Below are 17,953 nucleotides of genomic sequence, written 5' to 3'. Positions count from 1 at the left end.
GTTCTACTTCCGCTGGTAGCCGTTCCGGGACGGCTTCCCGTCCTGGCTGTCGTCGTACTTCTCGTACGCGTCGACGATACGGCCGACCAGCTTGTGCCGGACGACATCCTCGGACGTGAGCCGCGAGAAGGCGATGTCCGGTACGCCTTCCAGGATGTCCTGGACCTGCCGCAGACCGCTCTTGGCACCACCCGGCAGGTCGACCTGGGTCACGTCACCGGTGACGACGATCTTCGAGTCGAACCCGAGCCGGGTCAGGAACATCTTCATCTGCTCGGGGGTGGTGTTCTGCGCCTCGTCGAGGACGACGAACGCCTCATTCAGAGTGCGACCCCTCATGTACGCCAGGGGCGCCACCTCGATGGTGCCCGCCGCCATCAGGCGCGGGATCGAGTCCGGGTCGATCATGTCGTGCAGGGCGTCGTAGAGCGGGCGCAGGTACGGGTCGATCTTGTCGAAGAGGGTGCCGGGGAGGAAGCCCAGGCGTTCGCCCGCCTCGACCGCCGGGCGGGTCAGGATGATCCGGCTGACCTGCTTGGACTGCAGGGCCTGGACCGCCTTGGCCATGGCGAGGTAGGTCTTGCCGGTACCGGCGGGGCCGATGCCGAAGACGATCGTGTGCTTGTCGATCGCGTCGACGTACCGCTTCTGGTTGAGGGTCTTGGGGCGGATGGTGCGCCCGCGGCTGGAGAGGATGTTCTGGGTGAGCACCTCGGCGGGCGTCTCGTCCGGGCCCTCGCCGTTGCCGCTCGACTTGAGCATGGCGATCGAGCGTTCCACTGCGTCCTCCGTCATCGGCTGCCCGGTGCGGAGCACCAGCATCATCTCGTCGAACAGGCGCTGGATCAGGGCGACTTCCGCCGCGGAGCCGATCGCGCTGACCTGATTGCCCCGAACATGGATGTCGACCTTCGGGAAGGCCTTCTCGATCACGCGCAACAGGGCGTCGCCCGATCCGAGGACGGACACCATCGGGTGGGTGGCCGGGACGGTGAAGTGGGCTCGCGCCTGCCCCGGCACGGGGCTCTTGGCTGTCGGTGTCTGAGTCATGGGCCGGCACTGTGGCCTGCGCATACCTCCCACTGAGGGGCCGCGCCGATCGACGGCCACCGGACTTCCAAGCCTACGTCGCCGCCGGGTCATCCCCGAGGGGTTTTACGCGGTCCCCTGCCGGGCCCGACGCGGGCGCGGGGGCGTGGCCCGGCGCGGGCGCGGGGGCACGGCCCGGCGCGGGCGCGGGGGCACGGCCCGGCGCGGGCGCGGGGGCACGGCCCGGCGCGGGCGCGGGGGCACGGCCCGGCGCGGGCGCGGGGGCACGGCCCGGCGCGGGCGCGGGGGCACGGCCCGGCCGGTCGCGGCTCCCGGCCGGGCGCGGGCCCGGCGCCGCGGCCGGGCCGGGTCGGCCCGTCCCCGGTGCTACGCGGGCTGCCGGAAGCCGATCGTCGGGACCGCCCTGCGCCGGCTGGCCGGGGCGGGGGTCCGCGGAACCAGGTCGTCCAGGAACCCGTACCGCCCGCGCAGGGCCTCCGGGGCGGTGCGCCACCAGGCGGCCACCTCCGGCCAGCCCGGGGCGGACAGGGAGCCGCCGAACTCCTGCACCGACAGGGCCGCCGTCAGGCCCGCGAAGGCGAGCCGGTCCGCCAGCGGCCATCCGGCGAGGGTGCCGGTGAGGAAGCCCGCCACGTACACGTCGCCCGCGCCGGTCGGATCCAGGGCGTCGACCGCGATCCCCGGGACCTCGGCCGTCTCCCCGGTCCGCCCGTCCACCGCGTACGAGCCCTCGGAGCCCATCGTCACCACCGCGATCGGGACCTTCTCGGCCAGCGCCCGGGCCGCCGCGCGCGGGCAGTCGGTGCGGGTGTAGGCCATCGCCTCCCCCGCGTTGGGCAGGAAGGCCTCGCAGTGTTCCAGGTCGGCCAGCGCCCCCAGGTCCCAGCGTCCCGTGTCGTCCCACCCGACGTCGGCGAAGACCCGGGCCCCGCGCCGGGCCGCCTCGGCGACCCAGGCCTCGCCGCGGCCCGGGCCGAGCGAGGCCACGGCCGCGCGGGTGCGGGGCGGGCAGTGCGGGAACGGCCCGGGGCCGGCCGGGGGCGGGGCCTCGTGGCCGTGGGAGACCATCGTGCGCTCGCCCTCGTACGCCATCGAGACGGTGACGGGGCTGTGCCAGCCGGGCACCGTCCGTGACATCGACAGGTCGATGCCCTCGCCCTGCTCGAGCGCGTCCCAGCAGTACTCCCCGTAGTGGTCGTCCCCGAAGGCCGCGGCCAGGGAGGTGCGCAGGTGGAGCCGGGCCAGGGCGGTGGCCATGTTGGCGACGCCGCCGGGGCTGGAGCCCATGCCCCGCGCCCAGGACTCCGTACCGCGCACGGGGGCCGAGTCCAGTCCCGTGAAGATGATGTCGAGGAAGACCGTGCCGGTCAGGAAGACGTCACAGCCCGGCTCCTGACGGTCCCGCAGCGGACCGAGCGGGTCCACTGCGGAGGCGAGGCTGTCCCGGCTGCTGCGACTGGTCACGATGTTCTCCCCGTTCGGTGCGCGTGTCGCTGGAATCCTGCTGGGTCGTTTCTGCACGGGCCCGGCCCACTGGCCCGACCCACCGGCTTGACCTGTTTGGTTTGCCCTACCGGTTTGCCCTACCGGTTTGGCCTACCGGTTTGACCTACTGGCTTAACTCACGTCCGCCGTCCAGCCCTCCCTCCCGGGGAGACCCGACTTACAGTGTGACGCAGATCACCGTCCGAACGCCCTTCTCTGAAGATCCGGGCACTTGATAGATATGAGCACCGCCTTGTTGCGGAATCTCATGCTCCGCCTGTGTCACCTGGAACACCCGTGTCCGACCGCACCCCCGCGCCGCCCGCCGCCTGGCCGCTCGTCGCGCTCTTCACCTCCGGTTACGTCGCCCCGTACCTGCTGCCGACAGTCGTCGGCCGGCTCGACGCGTACCTGCCGCTGAGCCCCGCGCAGGCCGGACTGATCGGCTCGGTCCTGCTGCTCGGCTCCGCCGCCGCCGGATTCACCCTCGCCTCCCGCATCGCCCGGCACGGACCACGTCCGCTGGCCCGGCTCGGGCTGCTGCTCGCCGTCCTCGGCTACGGCACGGCGGCGGCCACCCCGCTGCTCCCGCTCGTCGTCGCGGGCGCCGTGGTCGGGGGCTTCGGCTCGGGCACCGCCACCGCCGTGGCCGCCTCCGGGATCGCCGCGCAGCGCGACCCGCACCGCACCTCCGCGCTGGGGCTGCTGTCGGTGTCGGCGACCGCCGGGGCCCTGTACCTGACCCTGCCCCGGCTCGGTGGCGGCCACTGGCTGCCGTTCGCGGCGATCGCCGCGGTCGCGGCGGCGTGCTGGCCGGCGACGGGCCGTCTGGGCGGGGCCGAGGACGCCGAAGGGCCGGGACGGGCCGTACGGGTCCGCGGCCGGCTGCCGTACCCCCGCGCCGGGGTGGTGCTGGCCGGTGCCCTGATGCTGTGGTCGCTGGCCCAGAACGCCCTGTGGGGCGTCAGCGGCCGCATCGGCGCGCAGCAGGCGGGCCTGTCCGAGGTCACCCTCGGGATCGTCTTCGCGGCCGCGCTCGGCGCCGGGCTGCTCGGGGTCACCGCCGCCTCCGCGCTGGGGGCCCGGCTCGGGCGGGCGGTCCCGGTGGGCGTGGGCACGGCGGTCATCGCCTGCTGCGTGGTGCTGGCCTCGCACGCGCGGGACCTCGGCGCCTTCGCCGCCGGGGAGATCCTGTGGAACGCGGTCTACCCCGTCGTGCTCTCCTACGCCATCGGGCTGGCCGCCGCCCTGGACCCGCGCGGCCGCTGGGCAGTCCTGGTCGGCTCCGCGTCCTCGCTCGGCGTGGCCTGCGGCCCCGTCACCGGGAGCCTGCTCGCCGAAGGGGCCGGGTTCCCCGGCATGGGCCTGGTGCTGGGCGGCCTGCTGCTGGCCGTGGCCGGGCCGATGGCCGCCGTCGCCCTGCACGTCGGCGGACGCCCGCTGACCCCCGGCTCGGTGCGGCGGCGCGGCGGGGCCCCGGCGGCCGTGCTCGCCGCCGGAGCCGGGACCCCGTCCGGCGCGGTGCCGCGGGTGGGTGCGCCGGAGCTCGAGGTCGTGGAGCTCGCGCCGATCCCCGCGCGCCCCGCCCGGTCCGCCCGCCCGCTGCGCCTGCCCCCGCTCCGCGTGCTGCTGCTCTCCCCGGCAGCGGCCCGCCGGAGCCGGGAGCAGGCCCGGCGGCGGGTCCGGACCGAGGTCTAGGTGTATTGCCCTGTGAGGTTGGGGACGCGGCTGGCGGGTGGTTTGCCTGCGAGTGCGGTGTGTCCGCGGTGGTGATTGTAGGTGTGCAGCCACTTCGGGAACGCGTCGCGGCGTTCCTGTTCTGACTGGTAGGGGCGGGCGTAGGCCCATTCCTCGGCGAGGGTGCGGTTGAGGCGTTCGACCTTGCCGTTGGTTTGTGGCCGGTAGGGCCGGGTTCGCTTGTGGGTGATCCCCGCTGCCGCCAGTGCGTCCCGCCAGAGGTGGGATTTGTAGCAGGAGCCGTTGTCGGTCAGGACCCGCTCGACGGTGATCCCGACGCTCGTGAAGTAGGCGTGCGCCCGCTGCCAGAAGGCGGTGGCGGTTTCTTTCTTCTCGTCGGTGAGGATCTCGCTGTAGGCGAGGCGGGAGTGGTCGTCGACGGCGGTGTGGATGTAGCTGTAGCCCAGGCGGGGCCGCTTCCTGCGGCCGGCCTGGCGGCCGAGGGTCTTGTGGCCGCCGCCGTCGGGGATGTTGCCGAGCTTCTTGATGTCCACGTGGACGAGTTCGCCGGGCTTGTCGCGTTCGTAGCGTCGTATGACACGGCCGGTGGCCCGGTCCAGATGGCTCAGGCGGGCCAGCTTGTAGCGGGTCAGGACGCGGTGCACGGTTGAGGGCACCAAACCCAGCAGGTGGGCGATGCGGGCCGGTCCCCACCGGCGCAGGACGCGGACTTTGATGATCCGGCGTTCGGTGCGGGTCGGGCCTTCCCCCAAGAAGGTGGGCACGCGGTTATTGATCACGCGGCGAGGGTGAGTCTAGCGGCGTGGTGTCGGCGTTCGTATTCGTCGGGACTGAGGTGGCCGTTGGCGGAGTGCCGGCGGCGGGTGTTGTAGCGGGTCAGCCAGGCGAAGACGGTTCGGCGGCAGGTGTCGGCATCGCCGTAGTCGGGGTCTCCTTGGAGGGTCTCGCGTTTCAGGGAGGCGTGGAAGCTTTCGCAGGCCGCGTTGTCGGCGCTGGTGCCGACCGCGCCCATGGAACGGGTCACCCCGAGCTGGTCGCAGAGGCTGGCGTAGGCCCGGGAACCGTACTGGGCGCCGTGGTCCGAGTGGAACACGGCGCCGTCCAGGCTGCCGCGGGTCGAGCCGGCCATCCGCAGTGCGTCGGCGACCAGGCCGGTGCGCATGTGGTCGGCGATGGACCAGCCCACGACCTTGCGGCTGAAGCAGTCCAGCACGGTCGCGAGGTAGAGGAACTTCCCTCCCGCGAGCAGGAGATAGGTGATGTCGCCCATGTATTTCCGCCCGGGCTCAGGGGCGGTGAAGTCTCGCTGGAACAGGTCTGCGACCGGTGTGGTCGACGGGTCGGGGACGGTGGTGCGGACGCGTCTGCGCAGCCGGATGCCGGTGACGGAGTGCGTCCTCATGACCCGGGCGACCCGCTTCTCGTTGACCACATGCCCCTTCTCGCGGAGCTCGGCGGTCACGCGTGGTGAGCCGTAAGCGCCACCGGACTCGCTGTGGACCTTGCGGATCTCCCCGGCCAGGACCTGGTCATCGCGCTGCCGGGCGGCCCGGGCCTGGGCGCCGGCGAGCCATTTGTAGTAGCTGGACCGGTTGACGTCCAGGACCTGGCAGAGCCGCTTCACCTCATAGGTGGCCCGGTGGTCGTCAACGAACTGGAAGCGGCTGGTCACCAGTTCGTCTCTCCGGCGAAATACTTGGCCGCCTTGCGGAGTATGTCCCGCTCGGTGGCGAGCTTGCGCTCACTGGCCTCGAGCTCGGCCACCCTGGCCTCCAGCCGCCGGACCCGCTCGTCCGGATCACTGGGCGACACCGCCGCCCCGTGGCCGGCGGCCTGCATCACAGCAGCGGCGGTGCCGCCACGGCGTTCGCGGTCCCGCAGTACCCACTCCCGCAGGGTCGCCCGGTTGACGCCCAGGTCAGCGGCAATGCCCTTGTACGTCGCACCGGGCGTGGACTCGTACAGGGCCACTGCATCTGCCTTGAACTCGTCCGAATAGTCCTTCAGAGCCATCGGTGGTCTTCTCGCTTCCTCCGGATCAATCAAGATCCAGTATCAGCGTGTCCACCACTCAGGGGGAGGCCCCGTCGGGGTCCGGCGCGGGCTGTGACGCGGGCGCGAGGAGTGGTCACTCATGCCCGCTTCGCCGTGATCTCGGTAGCGGTCGGCCCACCGCTGGGCCGTCGTCGGCGAGACCTGGAAGCGCTCGCCTGCACGGCGGTAGGTCCAGCCGTCTACGACCACGCAGCGGGCAAGGCGCAGGCGTCCGGTCTCGGTCAGGGGTGCATTACGGTGGGGCATGAGGGCCTTCTGTCGTTCGGTGTAGACGTCGCAATCCACACCGAACCCGGAAGGCCCTCACCCGTTCAAGACGCCTCAGCCGAGACCTCCATCACCCGTCCACAACCTCCCGAGGCAATACATCTAGGCCGTCCCTTCCGGATCTCGCCGGGCCGGCCGACAAGGTCCGGAAGAGACGGCCCAGGGGGTGTCCTGCCCGGTCGGCCCGACACCCCCTGGGCCGTACCCCCTCCGTACGTCGGCGCCGTCAGGCCCCTGCGCCCGCCCCTGCTCCCCCGCCCGGTGCCGGGGCCGCTCCTGGGCCGTCCGCAGCGCCTCCGGCACCTCCCGCACCTCCGCCATCGAGCCGCTCCCGCGCGTCGGAGCGGCCGCCCGGAGCGGCGTCGAAGGCGGGGTCGGCAGAGGCCTCGGAAGCCCCGTCCACGGAGCCCCCGCCCCCGGAGGCCCCGTCCCGGGAACGCCCGTCCCCGGAACCCCCGTCATCGAATGCCCCGTCCGCAGAAGCCCCGCCTTCGAAGGCGGGCGTCTCGTCCCCGGCCTCCGCGGGCGCGGCATCCGCGTCCGCGTCCGCGTCCGCCTCCGTCCCGGCATCTGCGCGTTCCGGCGCCCGATCCAGCCTCTCGGCCCCCTTGAAGCCGGCTTCGCTCATCCGGCTCCCGAACGACGAGGACCCCAGGGACGCCGCCCGAGCCGCCTCGGCCGACCTCTGTCCCGCAGGTCCCGCCCCGGATGTTCCGGTCATGTCTCCCCCCGGTCCGCTATCCGGCCCGCTTCGGCACGGGAACCCGTACGAGGTCGGCGGCGATCGTCAGCCCGCCCTCGAAACCGGCCGCGCGGGCCTGGCGTTCGAACTCCGACGGATCGCCGTAGCGCTGCGAGAAGTGCGTGAGGACCAGGTGCCGCACGCCCGCGTCCCGCGCCACCCGGGCGGCCTGTCCGGCGGTGAGGTGCCCGTGGTCGGTGGCCAGTTGGACGTCCTCGTCGAGGAAGGTCGACTCGATGACCAGCATGTCGCAGCCCTCCGCGAGCGCCTCGACGCCCTCGCAGAGCCGGGTGTCCATCACGAAGGCGAACCGCTGCCCGGGGCGCGGCTCGCTGACCTCGTCGAGGGTGACCCCGCCGAGGCTGCCCTCGCGCTGGAGCCGGCCCACGTCCGGCCCCTTGATCCCGTGCGGCGCGAGCAGTTCGGGCCGTATCCGGCGGCCGTCGGGCTCGGTGACCCGGTAGCCGAAGGACTCCACCGGGTGCGAGAGCCGCACGGCGTCCAGGGTGTACGCGTCCCCGCTCGCCAGGATCCCGTCCCCGGCCACGGGTTCCTCGGCCAGCCGGACGGTCTCGCGGTAGGCCGTGGCGTACCGCAGCCGGTCGAAGAACTTCTGCCCGGAGGCCGGGTAGTGGGCGGTGACGGGGTGCGGGACCCGGTCGAGGTTGATCCGCTGGATCACCCCGGCGAGGCCGAGGCTGTGGTCACCGTGGAAGTGGGTGACGCAGATCCGGTTGATGTCGTGCGCGGCGACCCCGGCGCGCAGCATCTGGCGCTGGGTGCCCTCGCCGGGGTCGAAGAGGATGCCCTCGCCGTCCCAGCGCAGCAGGTAGCCGTTGTGGTTGCGCTGGCGGGTGGGGACCTGGCTGGCGGTGCCCAGGATCACGAATTCTCGTACGGACATGGGCTATCCGGGCGGCCACTGGAGGCCGCGGCCGCCGATGACGTGGGCGTGGGCGTGGAAGACGACCTGTCCGGCGCCGGCGCCGGTGTTGAAGACGAGCCGGTGGCCGCGCTCGGTGAGCCCCTCGTCGGCGGCGACCAGGGCCGCCTCGGTCAGTACCGCGGCGGCCACCAGCGGCTCGGCGGCGGCGAGGGAGGCGGCGTCGGGGTAGTGCGCCTTCGGGATGACGAGGACGTGGGTGGGCGCCTGCGGGTTGATGTCGCGGAAGGCGACGGTCGTCTCGGTCTCCCGGACGACGGTCGCGGGGATGGTTCCCGCGACGATCTTGCAGAACAGGCAGTCGGCCTGCGGTTCCCCGGCCATGTGCTGAGCCCTTCGTGACATGTGATCGGTTCCGGCATCGTATCCACCGCCGCCGACCACACCCGTCAGGGCAATCGCCGGTCAGCCCAACCCCCGTCAGGGCGACCGCCCGTCACGCCCCGTGGCCCGTCAGGACCAGCGGCCCGTCCTGGCCAGCAGCACCGCCGCCGCCGCCGTGCCCGCCGTGGAGGTGCGCAGTACCGAGGGGCCCAGCCGGTACGGGTGCGCGCCGGCCTCCGCGAAGGCGGCGAGCTCGTCCGGGGAGACCCCGCCCTCGGGTCCGACCACCAGGACGACGGAGCCCGCGGCGGGCAGTTCCGCGGTGGCCAGGGCGCCCGAGGGCGCGTCACGGTCCTCGTGCAGCACCACCGCGAGGTCGGCCCCGGCGAGCAGGGTCGCGACCTGCTTGGTCGACAGTGCCTCCGCGACCTCGGGGAAGCGCACCCGGCGGGACTGCTTGCCGGACTCGCGTGCGGTTGCCCGCCACTTCGCGAGGGATTTGGCGCCCCGGTCGCCGCGCCACTGGGTGATGCAGCGCGAGGCCTGCCAGGGCACGATCGCGTCGACGCCGGTCTCCGTCATGGTCTCGACGGCGACCTCGCCCCGGTCGCCCTTGGGCAGGGCCTGGACGACGGTGATCCGGACGGCCGGCTCGGGCTCCCGGAAGACCCCGGACACGGAGACGACGAGGCGGTCCTTGCCCTCGGCCGCCTTCACGACGGCCTCGGCCCAGCCGCCCCGCCCGTCGGTCAGCACCACGGCCTCGCCGGGGGCCAGCCGCTTGACGGAGACCGCGTGGCGACCCTCGGGGCCGGCCAGGACGAACTCCGGCCCCGCGGGAACCTCTTCGACCACGAACACCGGGGCGGTCATGACGCACTCCTCATCTGCATTGCCTTCAACGCGTTCTGGGCCGCGCCGAGTTCCGCCGCGAGCACCTCCACCAGTTCGCCGGCCGGCAGCGCCCGCGCCAGCCGGTGCCCCTGGCCCGCCCACAGGGCCATGCCCTGCGGGTCCCCGGCCGCCGCCGCGGCCTTGCGCAGCGGTGCGGTCAGGTGGTGGACCTGCGGGTAGGCGGCCGGGGCGTAGGGGCCGTGCTCGCGCATGAACCGGTTGACCAGTCCGCGGGCCGGCCGTCCCGAGAAGGCCCGGGTCATCTCCGTCCGCACGAACAGCGGGTCGGTCAGCGCCCTCTTGTGCAGCGGGTCCGCTCCGGACTCCGGACAGACCAGGAAGGCCGTGCCGAGCTGCGCGGCCTCGGCGCCCGCGGCGAGCAGCGCGGCGATCTGCGAGCCGCGCATCAGACCGCCCGCCGCGATGATCGGGAGGGCCACGCTCTCGCGTACCTGCGCCACGAGCGCGAGCAGGCCGAGGCCGGCCGTGCCGTCGGCCTGCGGGTCGTCGCGGTGGGTGGACTGGTGGCCGCCGGCCTCCATGCCCTGGACGCAGACGGCGTCGGCGCCGGCCGCCTGTGCGGCGCGGGCCTCCTCGACGGAGGTCACGGTGGCGATCGTGTACGTACCGACCTTGCGCAGGCGGGTGAAGGCGGCGGGCGAGGGCAGGCCGAAGGTGAACGAGACCACGGGTACCGGGTCTTCGATGAGAATGGCCAGTTTGGCGTCGTAGCCGTCGTCGCAGGTGCCGATGATGTCCTCTTCGGCGAGGGAGATCTGGTACCAGCCGGCCTCGCTCGCGAGCTGCCCGCGGTAGGCCTCCACGAGGGCCGGGTCCACGTAACCGGTCTGCGGCATGAAGAGGTTGACGCCGAAGGGGCGGCGGGTGAGCGCGCGCAGCCGCTTGATCTCCTGGTACATGCCGTCGGCGGTCTTGTAGCCGCCGGCGAGGAAGCCCAGCCCGCCCGCTTCGCACACGGCGGCGGCGAGGGGCGGGCAGGACGCGCCGCCCGCCATGGGCGCCTGCACGATCGGGTACGCGAAGAGACCGTTCGGTGCGGAGGACATGAGCTGCATCGTGCCATGTCCCGCTCACGGGACCGAATCACGGCATTCGCCTGGCATAGTCCCCTTCAGCCGGGTGCCCGAATCCGGCCGTCGCGCATGCCGCGAGCCCGGTCCGGGGCGTCCCCGGACCGGGCTCGGCAGGTGTTCCCGTACGCTGCTGCGCGCGCGGCTCAGCGACCGTTGAAGGCGTCCTTCAGGCGGCTGAACAGGCCCTGCTGGCCCGGCGCGAACTGGCCCAGCGGCCGCTCCTCGCCGCGCAGCTTCGCCAGCTGGCGCAGCAGGTCCTCCTGCGCGGGGTCCAGCTTGGCGGGGGTGGTGACCTCGACGTGCACGATCAGGTCGCCGCGTCCTCCGCCGCGCAGGTGGGTGACGCCGCGCCCGTGCAGCGGGATCGCCTGGCCGGACTGGGTGCCGGGCCGGATGTCGATCTCCTCCAGGCCGTCCAGCGTCTCCAGCGGGCACTTGGTGCCCAGGGCCGCCGCGGTCATCGGGATGGTGACCGTGCAGTGCAGGTCGTCCCCGCGCCGCTGGAAGGTCGGGTGCGGCAGCTCGTGGATCTCCACGTACAGGTCGCCGGCGGGGCCGCCGCCGGGGCCGACCTCGCCCTCGCCCGCGAGCTGGATCCGGGTGCCGTTCTCGACACCGGCCGGGATCTTGACCGTGAGGCTGCGGCGGGAGCGGACCCGGCCGTCGCCCGCGCACTCGGGGCACGGGGTGGGGACCACGGTGCCGAAGCCCTGGCACTGCGGGCAGGGGCGCGAGGTCATGACCTGGCCCAGGAAGGACCGGGTGACCTGCGAGACCTCGCCGCGGCCGCGGCACATGTCACACGTCTGCGCCGAGGTGCCGGGGGCGGCGCCTTCGCCGGAGCAGGTGGTGCAGACGACGGCCGTGTCGACCTGGATGTCCTTGGTCGTGCCGAAGGCGGCCTCGTCCAGCTCCAGGTCGAGGCGGATCATGGCGTCCTGGCCGCGGCGGGTCCTCGAGCGCGGTCCGCGCTGCGAGGACTGGCCGAAGAAGGCGTCCATGATGTCGGAGAAGTTGCCGAAGCCACCCGCTCCGAAGCCGCCCGCGCCGCCACCGCCGCCCGAGGAGGACAGCGGGTCGCCGCCGAGGTCGAAGACCTGCTTCTTCTGCGGATCCGAGAGGACCTCGTAGGCGGCGTTGATCTCCTTGAAACGCTCTTGCGTCTTGGGATCAGGGTTCACATCCGGGTGCAGCTCGCGCGCGAGCCGCCGGAATGCCTTCTTGATCTCGTCCTGCGATGCGTCGCGGCGCACGCCGAGAACGGCGTAGTAGTCCGTGGCCACTTACGACTCCGCCAGGATCTGTCCGACGTAACGTGCCACTGCGCGTACCGCTCCCATCGTTCCGGGGTAGTCCATGCGGGTCGGTCCGACCACGCCGAGTTTGGCGACTGCTTCGCCGCCCGAACCGTAGCCGACCGAGACGACGGACGTGGAGTTCAGTCCCTCGTAGGCATTCTCATGCCCGATCTTTACGGCCATTCCCGACTCATTGGCCTCGCCCAGCAGCTTGAGGAGCACGACCTGCTCCTCCAGCGCTTCGAGCACCGGCCTGATCGTCAGGGGAAAATCGTGTCCGAAGCGGGTGAGGTTGGCGGTGCCGCCGATCATCAGCCGCTCCTCCGCCTCCTCGACCAGCGTTTCGAGAAGGGTGTCGAGGACGGAGCGCACCGTCACCCGGTCCTCGTTCTCGAAGGACTCCGGAAGGTCCTTCACCAGCGGCGGCACGTCGGTGAACCGGCGGCCGACGACACGGCTGTTGAGCCGGGCCCGCAGATCGGCGAGCGAGGCCTCCCCGAAGGGGGCCTGGCAGTCGACGAGCCGCTGCTCGACCCGGCCGGTGTCGGTGATGAGGACGAGCATCAGGCGGGCCGGGGCCAGCGAGAGCAGCTCCACGTGCCGCACGGTGGACCGGGTCAGGCTCGGGTACTGGACGACGGCGACCTGCCGGGTCAGCTGCGCGAGCAGCCGTACGGTGCGGCCGACGACGTCGTCGAGGTCCACGGCGCCGTCGAGGAAGTTCTGGATGGCCCGGCGCTCGGGCGTCGACAGCGGTTTGACGCCCGCCAGTCTGTCGACGAAGAGGCGGTAGCCCTTGTCGGTGGGGATCCGGCCGGCGCTGGTGTGGGGCTGTGCGATGTAGCCCTCGTCCTCCAGCACGGCCATGTCGTTGCGCACGGTGGCGGGCGAGACGCCGAGGCGGTGCCGCTCGGTGAGCGCCTTGGAGCCGACCGGCTCCTCCGTCCCGACGTAGTCCTGGACGATGGCGCGCAGCACTTCGAGTCTGCGTTCGCTGAGCATCGCGCACACCTCCATCGTTTCCGTCGTCGCGGCCTGGTCCGGCTCGGCTGGCTGGCACTCCGGGCGTTCGAGTGCCAGAGATCCCCCGGTCAGTGTACGGCGGTGTGGTACGCCCCTAGCAAGGGCGGCCCGCCAAGGTAGCGTCGCGGCATGGACGTGCGTTGGGAAGAGGCGGGCTGGGAACGGCTCACCGAACGGACCGGCCGGCGGCGGCTGCCGGTGTGGGACTGCACCGTGGGACTGGTGGTGGGCGAGGATTCCGCCCTCCTGATCGACCCCGGGTCCTCCCTCCGGGAAGGTGCGCTGGTGCGGGCCGAGGCGGAGCGGCTGGCGGGCCGGCGCGTGACTCATATCGCATTCACACACGGACATTTCGACCACGTACTGGGTGGTGCGGCGTTCTCGGGGGTGGAGGTCTACGGCCCGGTCGGGCTGGACGCCCTGCTGTCCGTCAGCCGGGAGGACCTGCGGGCCGACGCGGTGCGCCACGGCCTGGCGGCGTCCGAGGCCGCCGAGGCGGCCGAGCTGCTGGTGGTCCCCCGGCACCTGGTGTCGGGCGAGTGGACCCTCGATCTGGGCGGCGTGCAGGTGCTGCTGGCGAACGTGGGGCCCGGGCACACCCGGCACGATCTGGCGGCGTTCGTGCCCGGGACGCGCGAGGTGGTCTTCTGCGGAGACCTCGTCGAGGAGTCGGGCGAGCCGCAGGCGGGTCCGGACGCGGTGCCCCGGCAGTGGCCGGCGGCGCTGGACCGGCTCCTCTCCCTGGGCGGGGACGACGCTCTGTACGTGCCGGGTCACGGAGCGGTGGTCGACGCGGCCTTCGTCCGTGCCCAACGCCACACACTGGCAGCCCGTTTCGGCGTGTCGGACGCCTGAGGCCGCCCGCTCTCCTACCCTCGGCCGGATGCGTGAGTACTCCCCCGACCTGACCCCGCAGTGGAAGCGCGCCAAGCCCGCCCCCGAGGTGCCGGCCGATCCCGACCTGGTGGTCGAGGTGGCCGGTTCGGACTTCTGCGGCGCGGTGGTGGCCTGCGAGGCGGGCACGGTCACCCTGGAGGACCGCTTCGGCAAGCGCCGGGTGTTCCCGCTGGAACCCCGCGGTTTCCTCCTGGACGGCGCGGTGGTGACCCTGACCCGCCCGGTCCGCGCCCCTTCGGCCCCCCTGCGCACCGCCTCCGGCTCGCTGGCCGTCCCCGGTGCGCGGGCGCGGGTGGCCCGGGCGGGGCGGATCTACGTGGAGGGCCGGCACGACGCCGAGCTGGTGGAGCGGGTCTGGGGCGACGACCTGCGGATCGAGGGCGTGGTGGTGGAGTACCTGGAGGGCATCGACGACCTCCCGGCGGTGGTCGCGGACTTCGCCCCCGCCGCCGACGCCCGGCTGGGCATCCTGGTGGACCACCTGGTCCCGGGCTCCAAGGAGTCCCGCATCGCCGCCTCCGTGACCTCCCCGCACGTCCTGATCGTGGGCCACCCCTACGTCGACGTCTGGCAGGCGGTGAAACCGTCCGCGCTGTCCATCCCCGCCTGGCCGGTGATCCCCCCGGGCCAGGACTGGAAGACGGGCGTCTGCCGCGCGCTGGGCTGGCCGGAGAACACGGGCGCCGCCTGGCAGCACATCCTCTCGCGCGTGACCTCGTACAAGTCCTTGGAGCCGACCCTGCTGGGTGCGGTGGAGCACCTGATCGACCACGTCACGGCGTAGCGAATCCAGTCCCGCCGGCGTTTGAGGCGCGGGGGTCCGGGGGCGGGCCCCCGGAGGGGGTCAGTCGACCAGGTCCCGGACCACCGCGTCGGCCAGGAGCCGACCGCGCAGGGTCAGCACGGCCCGCCCGGCCTCGTACGGAGCCGCTTCGAGAAGGCCGTCGGCCAGGGCGCGGCCGGACGCCGCCAGGCCTGCCGGGGCCAGCAGGGACAGCGGGACGCCGTCGACCAGCCGGAGCTCCAGCAGGATCCGCTCCACCCGGCGGTCCTCCTCCGACAGCAGCTCCCGCCCGGCCCCGGGCGAGCGCCCCTCCGCCAGGGCCGCCGCGTACGCCCCGGGGTGCTTGACGTTCCACCACCGCACCCCGCCCACGTGCGAGTGGGCTCCGGGGCCCGCGCCCCACCAGTCGGCCCCGCGCCAGTACAGCTCGTTGTGCAGGCACCGTCCGGCCTCGGACGTGGCCCAGTTGGAGACCTCGTACCAGGAGTACCCCGCCTCGGCCATCACCGCGTCGAGGATCAGGTACCGGTCCGCGTGGACGTCGTCGTCCGTCATCGGGACCTCGCCGCGCCGGATCCGCCGCGCGAGCTGGGTGCCCTCCTCCACGATCAGCGCGTAGGCGCTGATGTGGTCGGGCCCGGCCCCCAGCGCCGCCGACAGCGACGCCCGCCAGTCCTCGTCCGACTCCCCCGGGGTCCCGTAGATCAGGTCCAGGTTCACGTGCTCGAAGCCCGCCGCGCGCGCCTCGGCGACGCAGGCTTCCGGGCGGCCGGGGGTGTGCGTGCGGTCCAGGACCTTCAGGACGTGCTGCTTCGCGCTCTGCATGCCGAAGGAGATCCGGTTGAAGCCGCCGGCCCGCAGCTCCGCCAGGTACTCCGGGTTCACCGACTCCGGGTTGGCCTCGGTGGTGACCTCGGCGTCCTCGGCCAGCCCGAATTCGTCGCGGATCGCCGCGAGCATCCGTACGAGGTCCCCGGCGGGCAGCAGCGTGGGCGTGCCACCGCCCACGAACACCGTCCGCACGGCCCTCGGGTCGTCGCCGAGGACCTTGCGGGCCAGCCTGACCTCGTCGATCAGGGTGTCGGCGTAGTTCTCCCGGGAGGCGAGCACGCCTCCGGTGCCCCGCAGCTCGGTGGCCGTGTAGGTGTTGAAGTCGCAGTACCCGCAGCGCGTGGCGCAGTACGGGACGTGCAGGTAGAACCCGAGCGGCCGCTCCCCGGCTCCCGCCAGGGCGTGGAGCGGCAGCGAGCCGTCTTCGGGCATGGGTTCACCGTCGGGCAGTGCGGAAGGCATGGGCCCATTGTCCCGCACTGCCCCAAGGTCGTTTACGGGCTCGCGCCCCGGGATGCGCCCGGGGCCGTCCCGCCCCGCGCCGGGCCCCGCGCTACGCCTCGCGCGAGCCTTCGTACATCTCGTCGATGAGGTGCTTGAACTCGCGCTCGACGACCGGGCGCTTCAGCTTGAGGCTGGGGGTGAGGTCGCCGTGCTCCACGTCGAGGTCGCGCGGCAGCAGGCGGAACTTCTTGACCGTCTGCCAGCGCTGCAGGCCCTCGTTGAGGGTCTGGACGTAGGTCTCGATGAGCCGGTTGGTCTCGGGAGCGGCCAGGACCTGGGAGTACGTCTTGCCCTCCAGGCCGTTGTCGGCGGCCCAGACCAGGATGGAGGGCTCGTCGAGGGCGATGAGCGCGGAGCAGAAGTTCCGGTCGGCTCCGTGGACGACGATGCTGGAGACGTACGGGCAGATCGCCTTGAACTGGCCCTCGATCTCGGCCGGGGCCACGTACTTGCCGCCCGAGGTCTTGATCAGGTCCTTCTTGCGGTCGGTGATGCGCAGGTAGCCGTCCGCCGACAGTTCGCCGATGTCCCCCGTGTGCAGCCAGCCGTCGGCCTCCAGGACCTCGGAGGTCTTCTCGGGCTGCCGGTGGTAGCCCTGCATGATGCCGGGGCCGCGCAGGAGGACCTCGCCGTCGTCGGCGATGCGGACCTCGGTGCCGGGGAGCGGCTTGCCGACGGTGCCGGTGCGGTAGGCCTCTCCGGGGTTGACGAAGGAGGCGGCGCTGGACTCGGTGAGTCCGTAGCCCTCCAGGATGTGGATGCCGGCGCCGGAGAAGAAGTAGCCGATCTCGGGGGCCAGCGCGGAGGCGCCGGAGACGGCGGCGCGCAGGTTGCCGCCGAAGGCCTCGCGGAGCTTGGAGAAGACGAGCACGTCGGCGATCTTGTGCTTGGTGGCGAGGGCGAAGGGCGCGGTGGCCTGGCCGGTGCGGCGGAAGTTGTCCTGGGTGACCTTGGCGTACTCGCGGGCGACGCCGACGGACCACTGGAAGATCTTGTACTTGGCGCCGCCGCCGGCCCGGGCCTTGGCCGCGACCCCGTTGTACACCTTCTCGAAGATGCGCGGGACGGCCGCCATGTAGGTCGGCTGGACGATCGGCAGGTTCTCGATGATCTTGTCGATCCGGCCGTCGACGGCAGTGACGTGGCCGACCTCGATCTGGCCGGAGGTGAGCACCTTGCCGAAGACGTGCGCGAGCGGCAGCCAGAGGTACTGGACGTCGTCCTTGGTGATCAGGCCGGTGGCCACGGTGGCCTTGGCCATGTACGACCAGTTGTCGTGCGGCAGCCGGACGCCCTTGGGGCGCCCGGTGGTGCCGGAGGTGTAGATGAGGGTGGCGAGCTGGTCGGCGGTGATGGCCGCGATCCGCTCCTTGACCGCCTCGGGGTGCTTGGCCAGGTACTCGCGGCCGCGCGCCTCCAGGTCGGCGAGGGAGAGCACCCAGCCCTCGGGGTCGCCGTCGGCCGCGAGCGCGTCGGCGGCCTCCAGGACCACCACGTGGGCGAGCTCGGGCAGGTCGGCGCGCCGCTCGCGGGCCTTGGCCAGCTGCGAGGCGTCCTCGGCGATCAGGATCCGGCTCTCGGAGTCGGACAGGATGAACGCCGACTCCTCCGCGTTGGTGCTCGGGTAGATGGTGGTGACGGCGCCGCCGGCACACATCACGCCGAGGTCCGCGAGGATCCACTCCACCCGGGTGTTGGAGGCGAGCGCCACGCGCTGCTCCGGCTGGATCCCGAGCTCGATGATTCCGGCCGCGATGGCGAAGACCTGCTCGGCGGCCTGGCCCCAGCTCAGGGACTTCCAGTCGTCCGGTCCGCCCTTGCCGTCCGCGGCGGGGACCGGGTAGCGGTAGGCCTCGGCGTTCGGCGTGGCGGCGACACGCTCCAGGAAGAGGGTCGCCACGGTGGGCGGGCGGTTCTCGATCAAGGTCTGCGTGTCGCTCACGGACATCCTCCGGACCGGCTTTTGTAACTGGCGAGTAACCAACGAGCAGTGATCAGACTAGGGGCCCTCCGCCTGGCGCGTAAGAGCCCCTGGGACGCCGATTCATAACGAAGCGGGCGCCC

Annotated in this window: 14 protein-coding genes and 2 pseudogenes; 3 read left to right on the top strand and 13 right to left on the bottom strand. The window is 72.7% G+C overall.

All coding sequences use genetic code 11. From position 1 onward, the window contains the following. Positions 1–3: 3 nt before the first annotated feature. Positions 4–1,050 (bottom strand): PhoH family protein, encoded by a 1,047-nt coding sequence (locus OG904_RS20635; RefSeq protein ID WP_405493048.1) that lies wholly within the window; start codon positions 1,048–1,050, stop codon positions 4–6. A 366-nt stretch (positions 1,051–1,416) separates the two neighbouring features. Next, positions 1,417–2,514 carry a carbohydrate kinase family protein gene (locus OG904_RS20630; RefSeq protein WP_405493046.1) on the bottom strand — a complete coding sequence of 366 codons (1,098 nt, stop codon included), beginning with the start codon at positions 2,512–2,514 and terminating at the stop codon, positions 1,417–1,419. Between the two features lie 318 nt (positions 2,515–2,832). Between OG904_RS20630 and OG904_RS20625 the strand changes: the two genes are divergently transcribed. Next, complete coding sequence (locus tag OG904_RS20625; RefSeq protein WP_405493044.1) at positions 2,833–4,233, top strand: MFS transporter; 1,401 nt, start codon at positions 2,833–2,835, stop codon at positions 4,231–4,233. Here OG904_RS20625 and OG904_RS20620 read toward each other — a convergent pair. From OG904_RS20620 to hrcA, 9 genes and pseudogenes are all read right to left on the bottom strand, one after another. Continuing rightward, positions 4,230–4,973 (bottom strand): annotated as a pseudogene (locus tag OG904_RS20620) (IS481 family transposase); the annotation flags it as partial. The gene OG904_RS20625 and the pseudogene OG904_RS20620 sit on opposite strands and share 4 nt — an antisense overlap. A 35-nt stretch (positions 4,974–5,008) precedes the next feature. Then, positions 5,009–6,246 (bottom strand): IS3 family transposase gene (locus OG904_RS20615; protein WP_405493042.1). Its coding sequence is split into 2 segments (ribosomal slippage): positions 5,009–5,916 and positions 5,916–6,246, totalling 1,239 coding nucleotides; the frame shifts between segments, so codons are not numbered across the junction. Between the two features lie 72 nt (positions 6,247–6,318). Beyond that, a pseudogene (locus OG904_RS20610) lies at positions 6,319–6,534 on the bottom strand (helix-turn-helix domain-containing protein); the annotation flags it as partial. Between the two features lie 758 nt (positions 6,535–7,292). Then, entirely contained in the window at positions 7,293–8,201 is a 909-nt protein-coding gene (locus OG904_RS20605; protein ID WP_405493040.1) for a ribonuclease Z, read from the bottom strand. A gap of 3 nt (positions 8,202–8,204) precedes the next feature. Further along, positions 8,205–8,564 (bottom strand): histidine triad nucleotide-binding protein, encoded by a 360-nt coding sequence (locus OG904_RS20600; RefSeq protein WP_405498147.1) that lies wholly within the window; start codon positions 8,562–8,564, stop codon positions 8,205–8,207. 129 nt (positions 8,565–8,693) lie between these two features. Then, complete coding sequence (locus OG904_RS20595; protein ID WP_405493038.1) at positions 8,694–9,437, bottom strand: 16S rRNA (uracil(1498)-N(3))-methyltransferase; 744 nt, start codon at positions 9,435–9,437, stop codon at positions 8,694–8,696. Next, complete coding sequence (locus OG904_RS20590) at positions 9,434–10,525, bottom strand: nitronate monooxygenase (protein WP_405493036.1); 1,092 nt, start codon at positions 10,523–10,525, stop codon at positions 9,434–9,436. The genes OG904_RS20595 and OG904_RS20590 overlap by 4 nt, the downstream gene beginning before the upstream one ends. Positions 10,526–10,695: 170 nt before the next feature. Beyond that, the gene (gene dnaJ / locus OG904_RS20585; RefSeq protein WP_405493034.1) at positions 10,696–11,835 is read right to left on the bottom strand and encodes a molecular chaperone DnaJ; all 1,140 of its coding nucleotides are present in this window, start codon (positions 11,833–11,835) and stop codon (positions 10,696–10,698) included. Continuing rightward, positions 11,836–12,852 carry a heat-inducible transcriptional repressor HrcA gene (hrcA, locus tag OG904_RS20580; RefSeq protein ID WP_405493032.1) on the bottom strand — a complete coding sequence of 339 codons (1,017 nt, stop codon included), beginning with the start codon at positions 12,850–12,852 and terminating at the stop codon, positions 11,836–11,838. A 150-nt stretch (positions 12,853–13,002) separates the two neighbouring features. On the opposite strand from hrcA, the gene OG904_RS20575 reads away from it, so the two are divergent. Together OG904_RS20575 and OG904_RS20570 are read left to right on the top strand one after the other, a co-directional pair. Continuing rightward, positions 13,003–13,728: an MBL fold metallo-hydrolase gene (locus OG904_RS20575; protein WP_405493030.1), complete on the top strand. Its 726-nt coding sequence runs from the start codon at positions 13,003–13,005 to the stop codon at positions 13,726–13,728. A 28-nt stretch (positions 13,729–13,756) separates the two neighbouring features. Then, positions 13,757–14,554 carry a DUF3097 domain-containing protein gene (locus OG904_RS20570; RefSeq protein WP_405493028.1) on the top strand — a complete coding sequence of 266 codons (798 nt, stop codon included), beginning with the start codon at positions 13,757–13,759 and terminating at the stop codon, positions 14,552–14,554. Between the two features lie 60 nt (positions 14,555–14,614). Here OG904_RS20570 and hemW read toward each other — a convergent pair whose 3' ends face one another. Then, positions 14,615–15,847, bottom strand: coding sequence for a radical SAM family heme chaperone HemW (gene hemW / locus OG904_RS20565; protein ID WP_405493026.1), 1,233 nt, complete (start codon positions 15,845–15,847; stop codon positions 14,615–14,617). A gap of 91 nt (positions 15,848–15,938) precedes the next feature. After that, complete coding sequence (locus OG904_RS20560) at positions 15,939–17,831, bottom strand: AMP-dependent synthetase/ligase (RefSeq protein ID WP_405493024.1); 1,893 nt, start codon at positions 17,829–17,831, stop codon at positions 15,939–15,941. Positions 17,832–17,953 lie beyond the last annotated feature (122 nt).

Source organism: Streptomyces sp. NBC_00096 (assembly GCF_045041305.1).
In the GTDB taxonomy this organism is placed as follows: domain Bacteria; phylum Actinomycetota; class Actinomycetes; order Streptomycetales; family Streptomycetaceae; genus Streptomyces.
Note: the sequence above shows the minus strand (reverse complement) of the source record. Positions and strands in the feature narration are given on the sequence as shown.

Bases quoted from the DNA above. Each gene is read 5' to 3' on its own strand.
- OG904_RS20605 (WP_405493040.1), bottom strand. From the start codon at position 8,201: ATGTCCGTACGAGAATTCGTGATCCTGGGCACCGCCAGCCAGGTCCCC.
- OG904_RS20595 (WP_405493038.1), bottom strand. From the start codon at position 9,437: ATGACCGCCCCGGTGTTCGTGGTCGAAGAGGTTCCCGCGGGGCCGGAG.
- OG904_RS20570 (WP_405493028.1), top strand. From the start codon at position 13,757: ATGCGTGAGTACTCCCCCGACCTGACCCCGCAGTGGAAGCGCGCCAAG.
- hrcA (WP_405493032.1), bottom strand. From the start codon at position 12,852: ATGCTCAGCGAACGCAGACTCGAAGTGCTGCGCGCCATCGTCCAGGAC.
- OG904_RS20635 (WP_405493048.1), bottom strand. From the start codon at position 1,050: ATGACTCAGACACCGACAGCCAAGAGCCCCGTGCCGGGGCAGGCGCGA.
- hemW (WP_405493026.1), bottom strand. From the start codon at position 15,847: ATGCCTTCCGCACTGCCCGACGGTGAACCCATGCCCGAAGACGGCTCG.
- OG904_RS20575 (WP_405493030.1), top strand. From the start codon at position 13,003: ATGGACGTGCGTTGGGAAGAGGCGGGCTGGGAACGGCTCACCGAACGG.
- OG904_RS20600 (WP_405498147.1), bottom strand. From the start codon at position 8,564: ATGGCCGGGGAACCGCAGGCCGACTGCCTGTTCTGCAAGATCGTCGCG.
- OG904_RS20590 (WP_405493036.1), bottom strand. From the start codon at position 10,525: ATGTCCTCCGCACCGAACGGTCTCTTCGCGTACCCGATCGTGCAGGCG.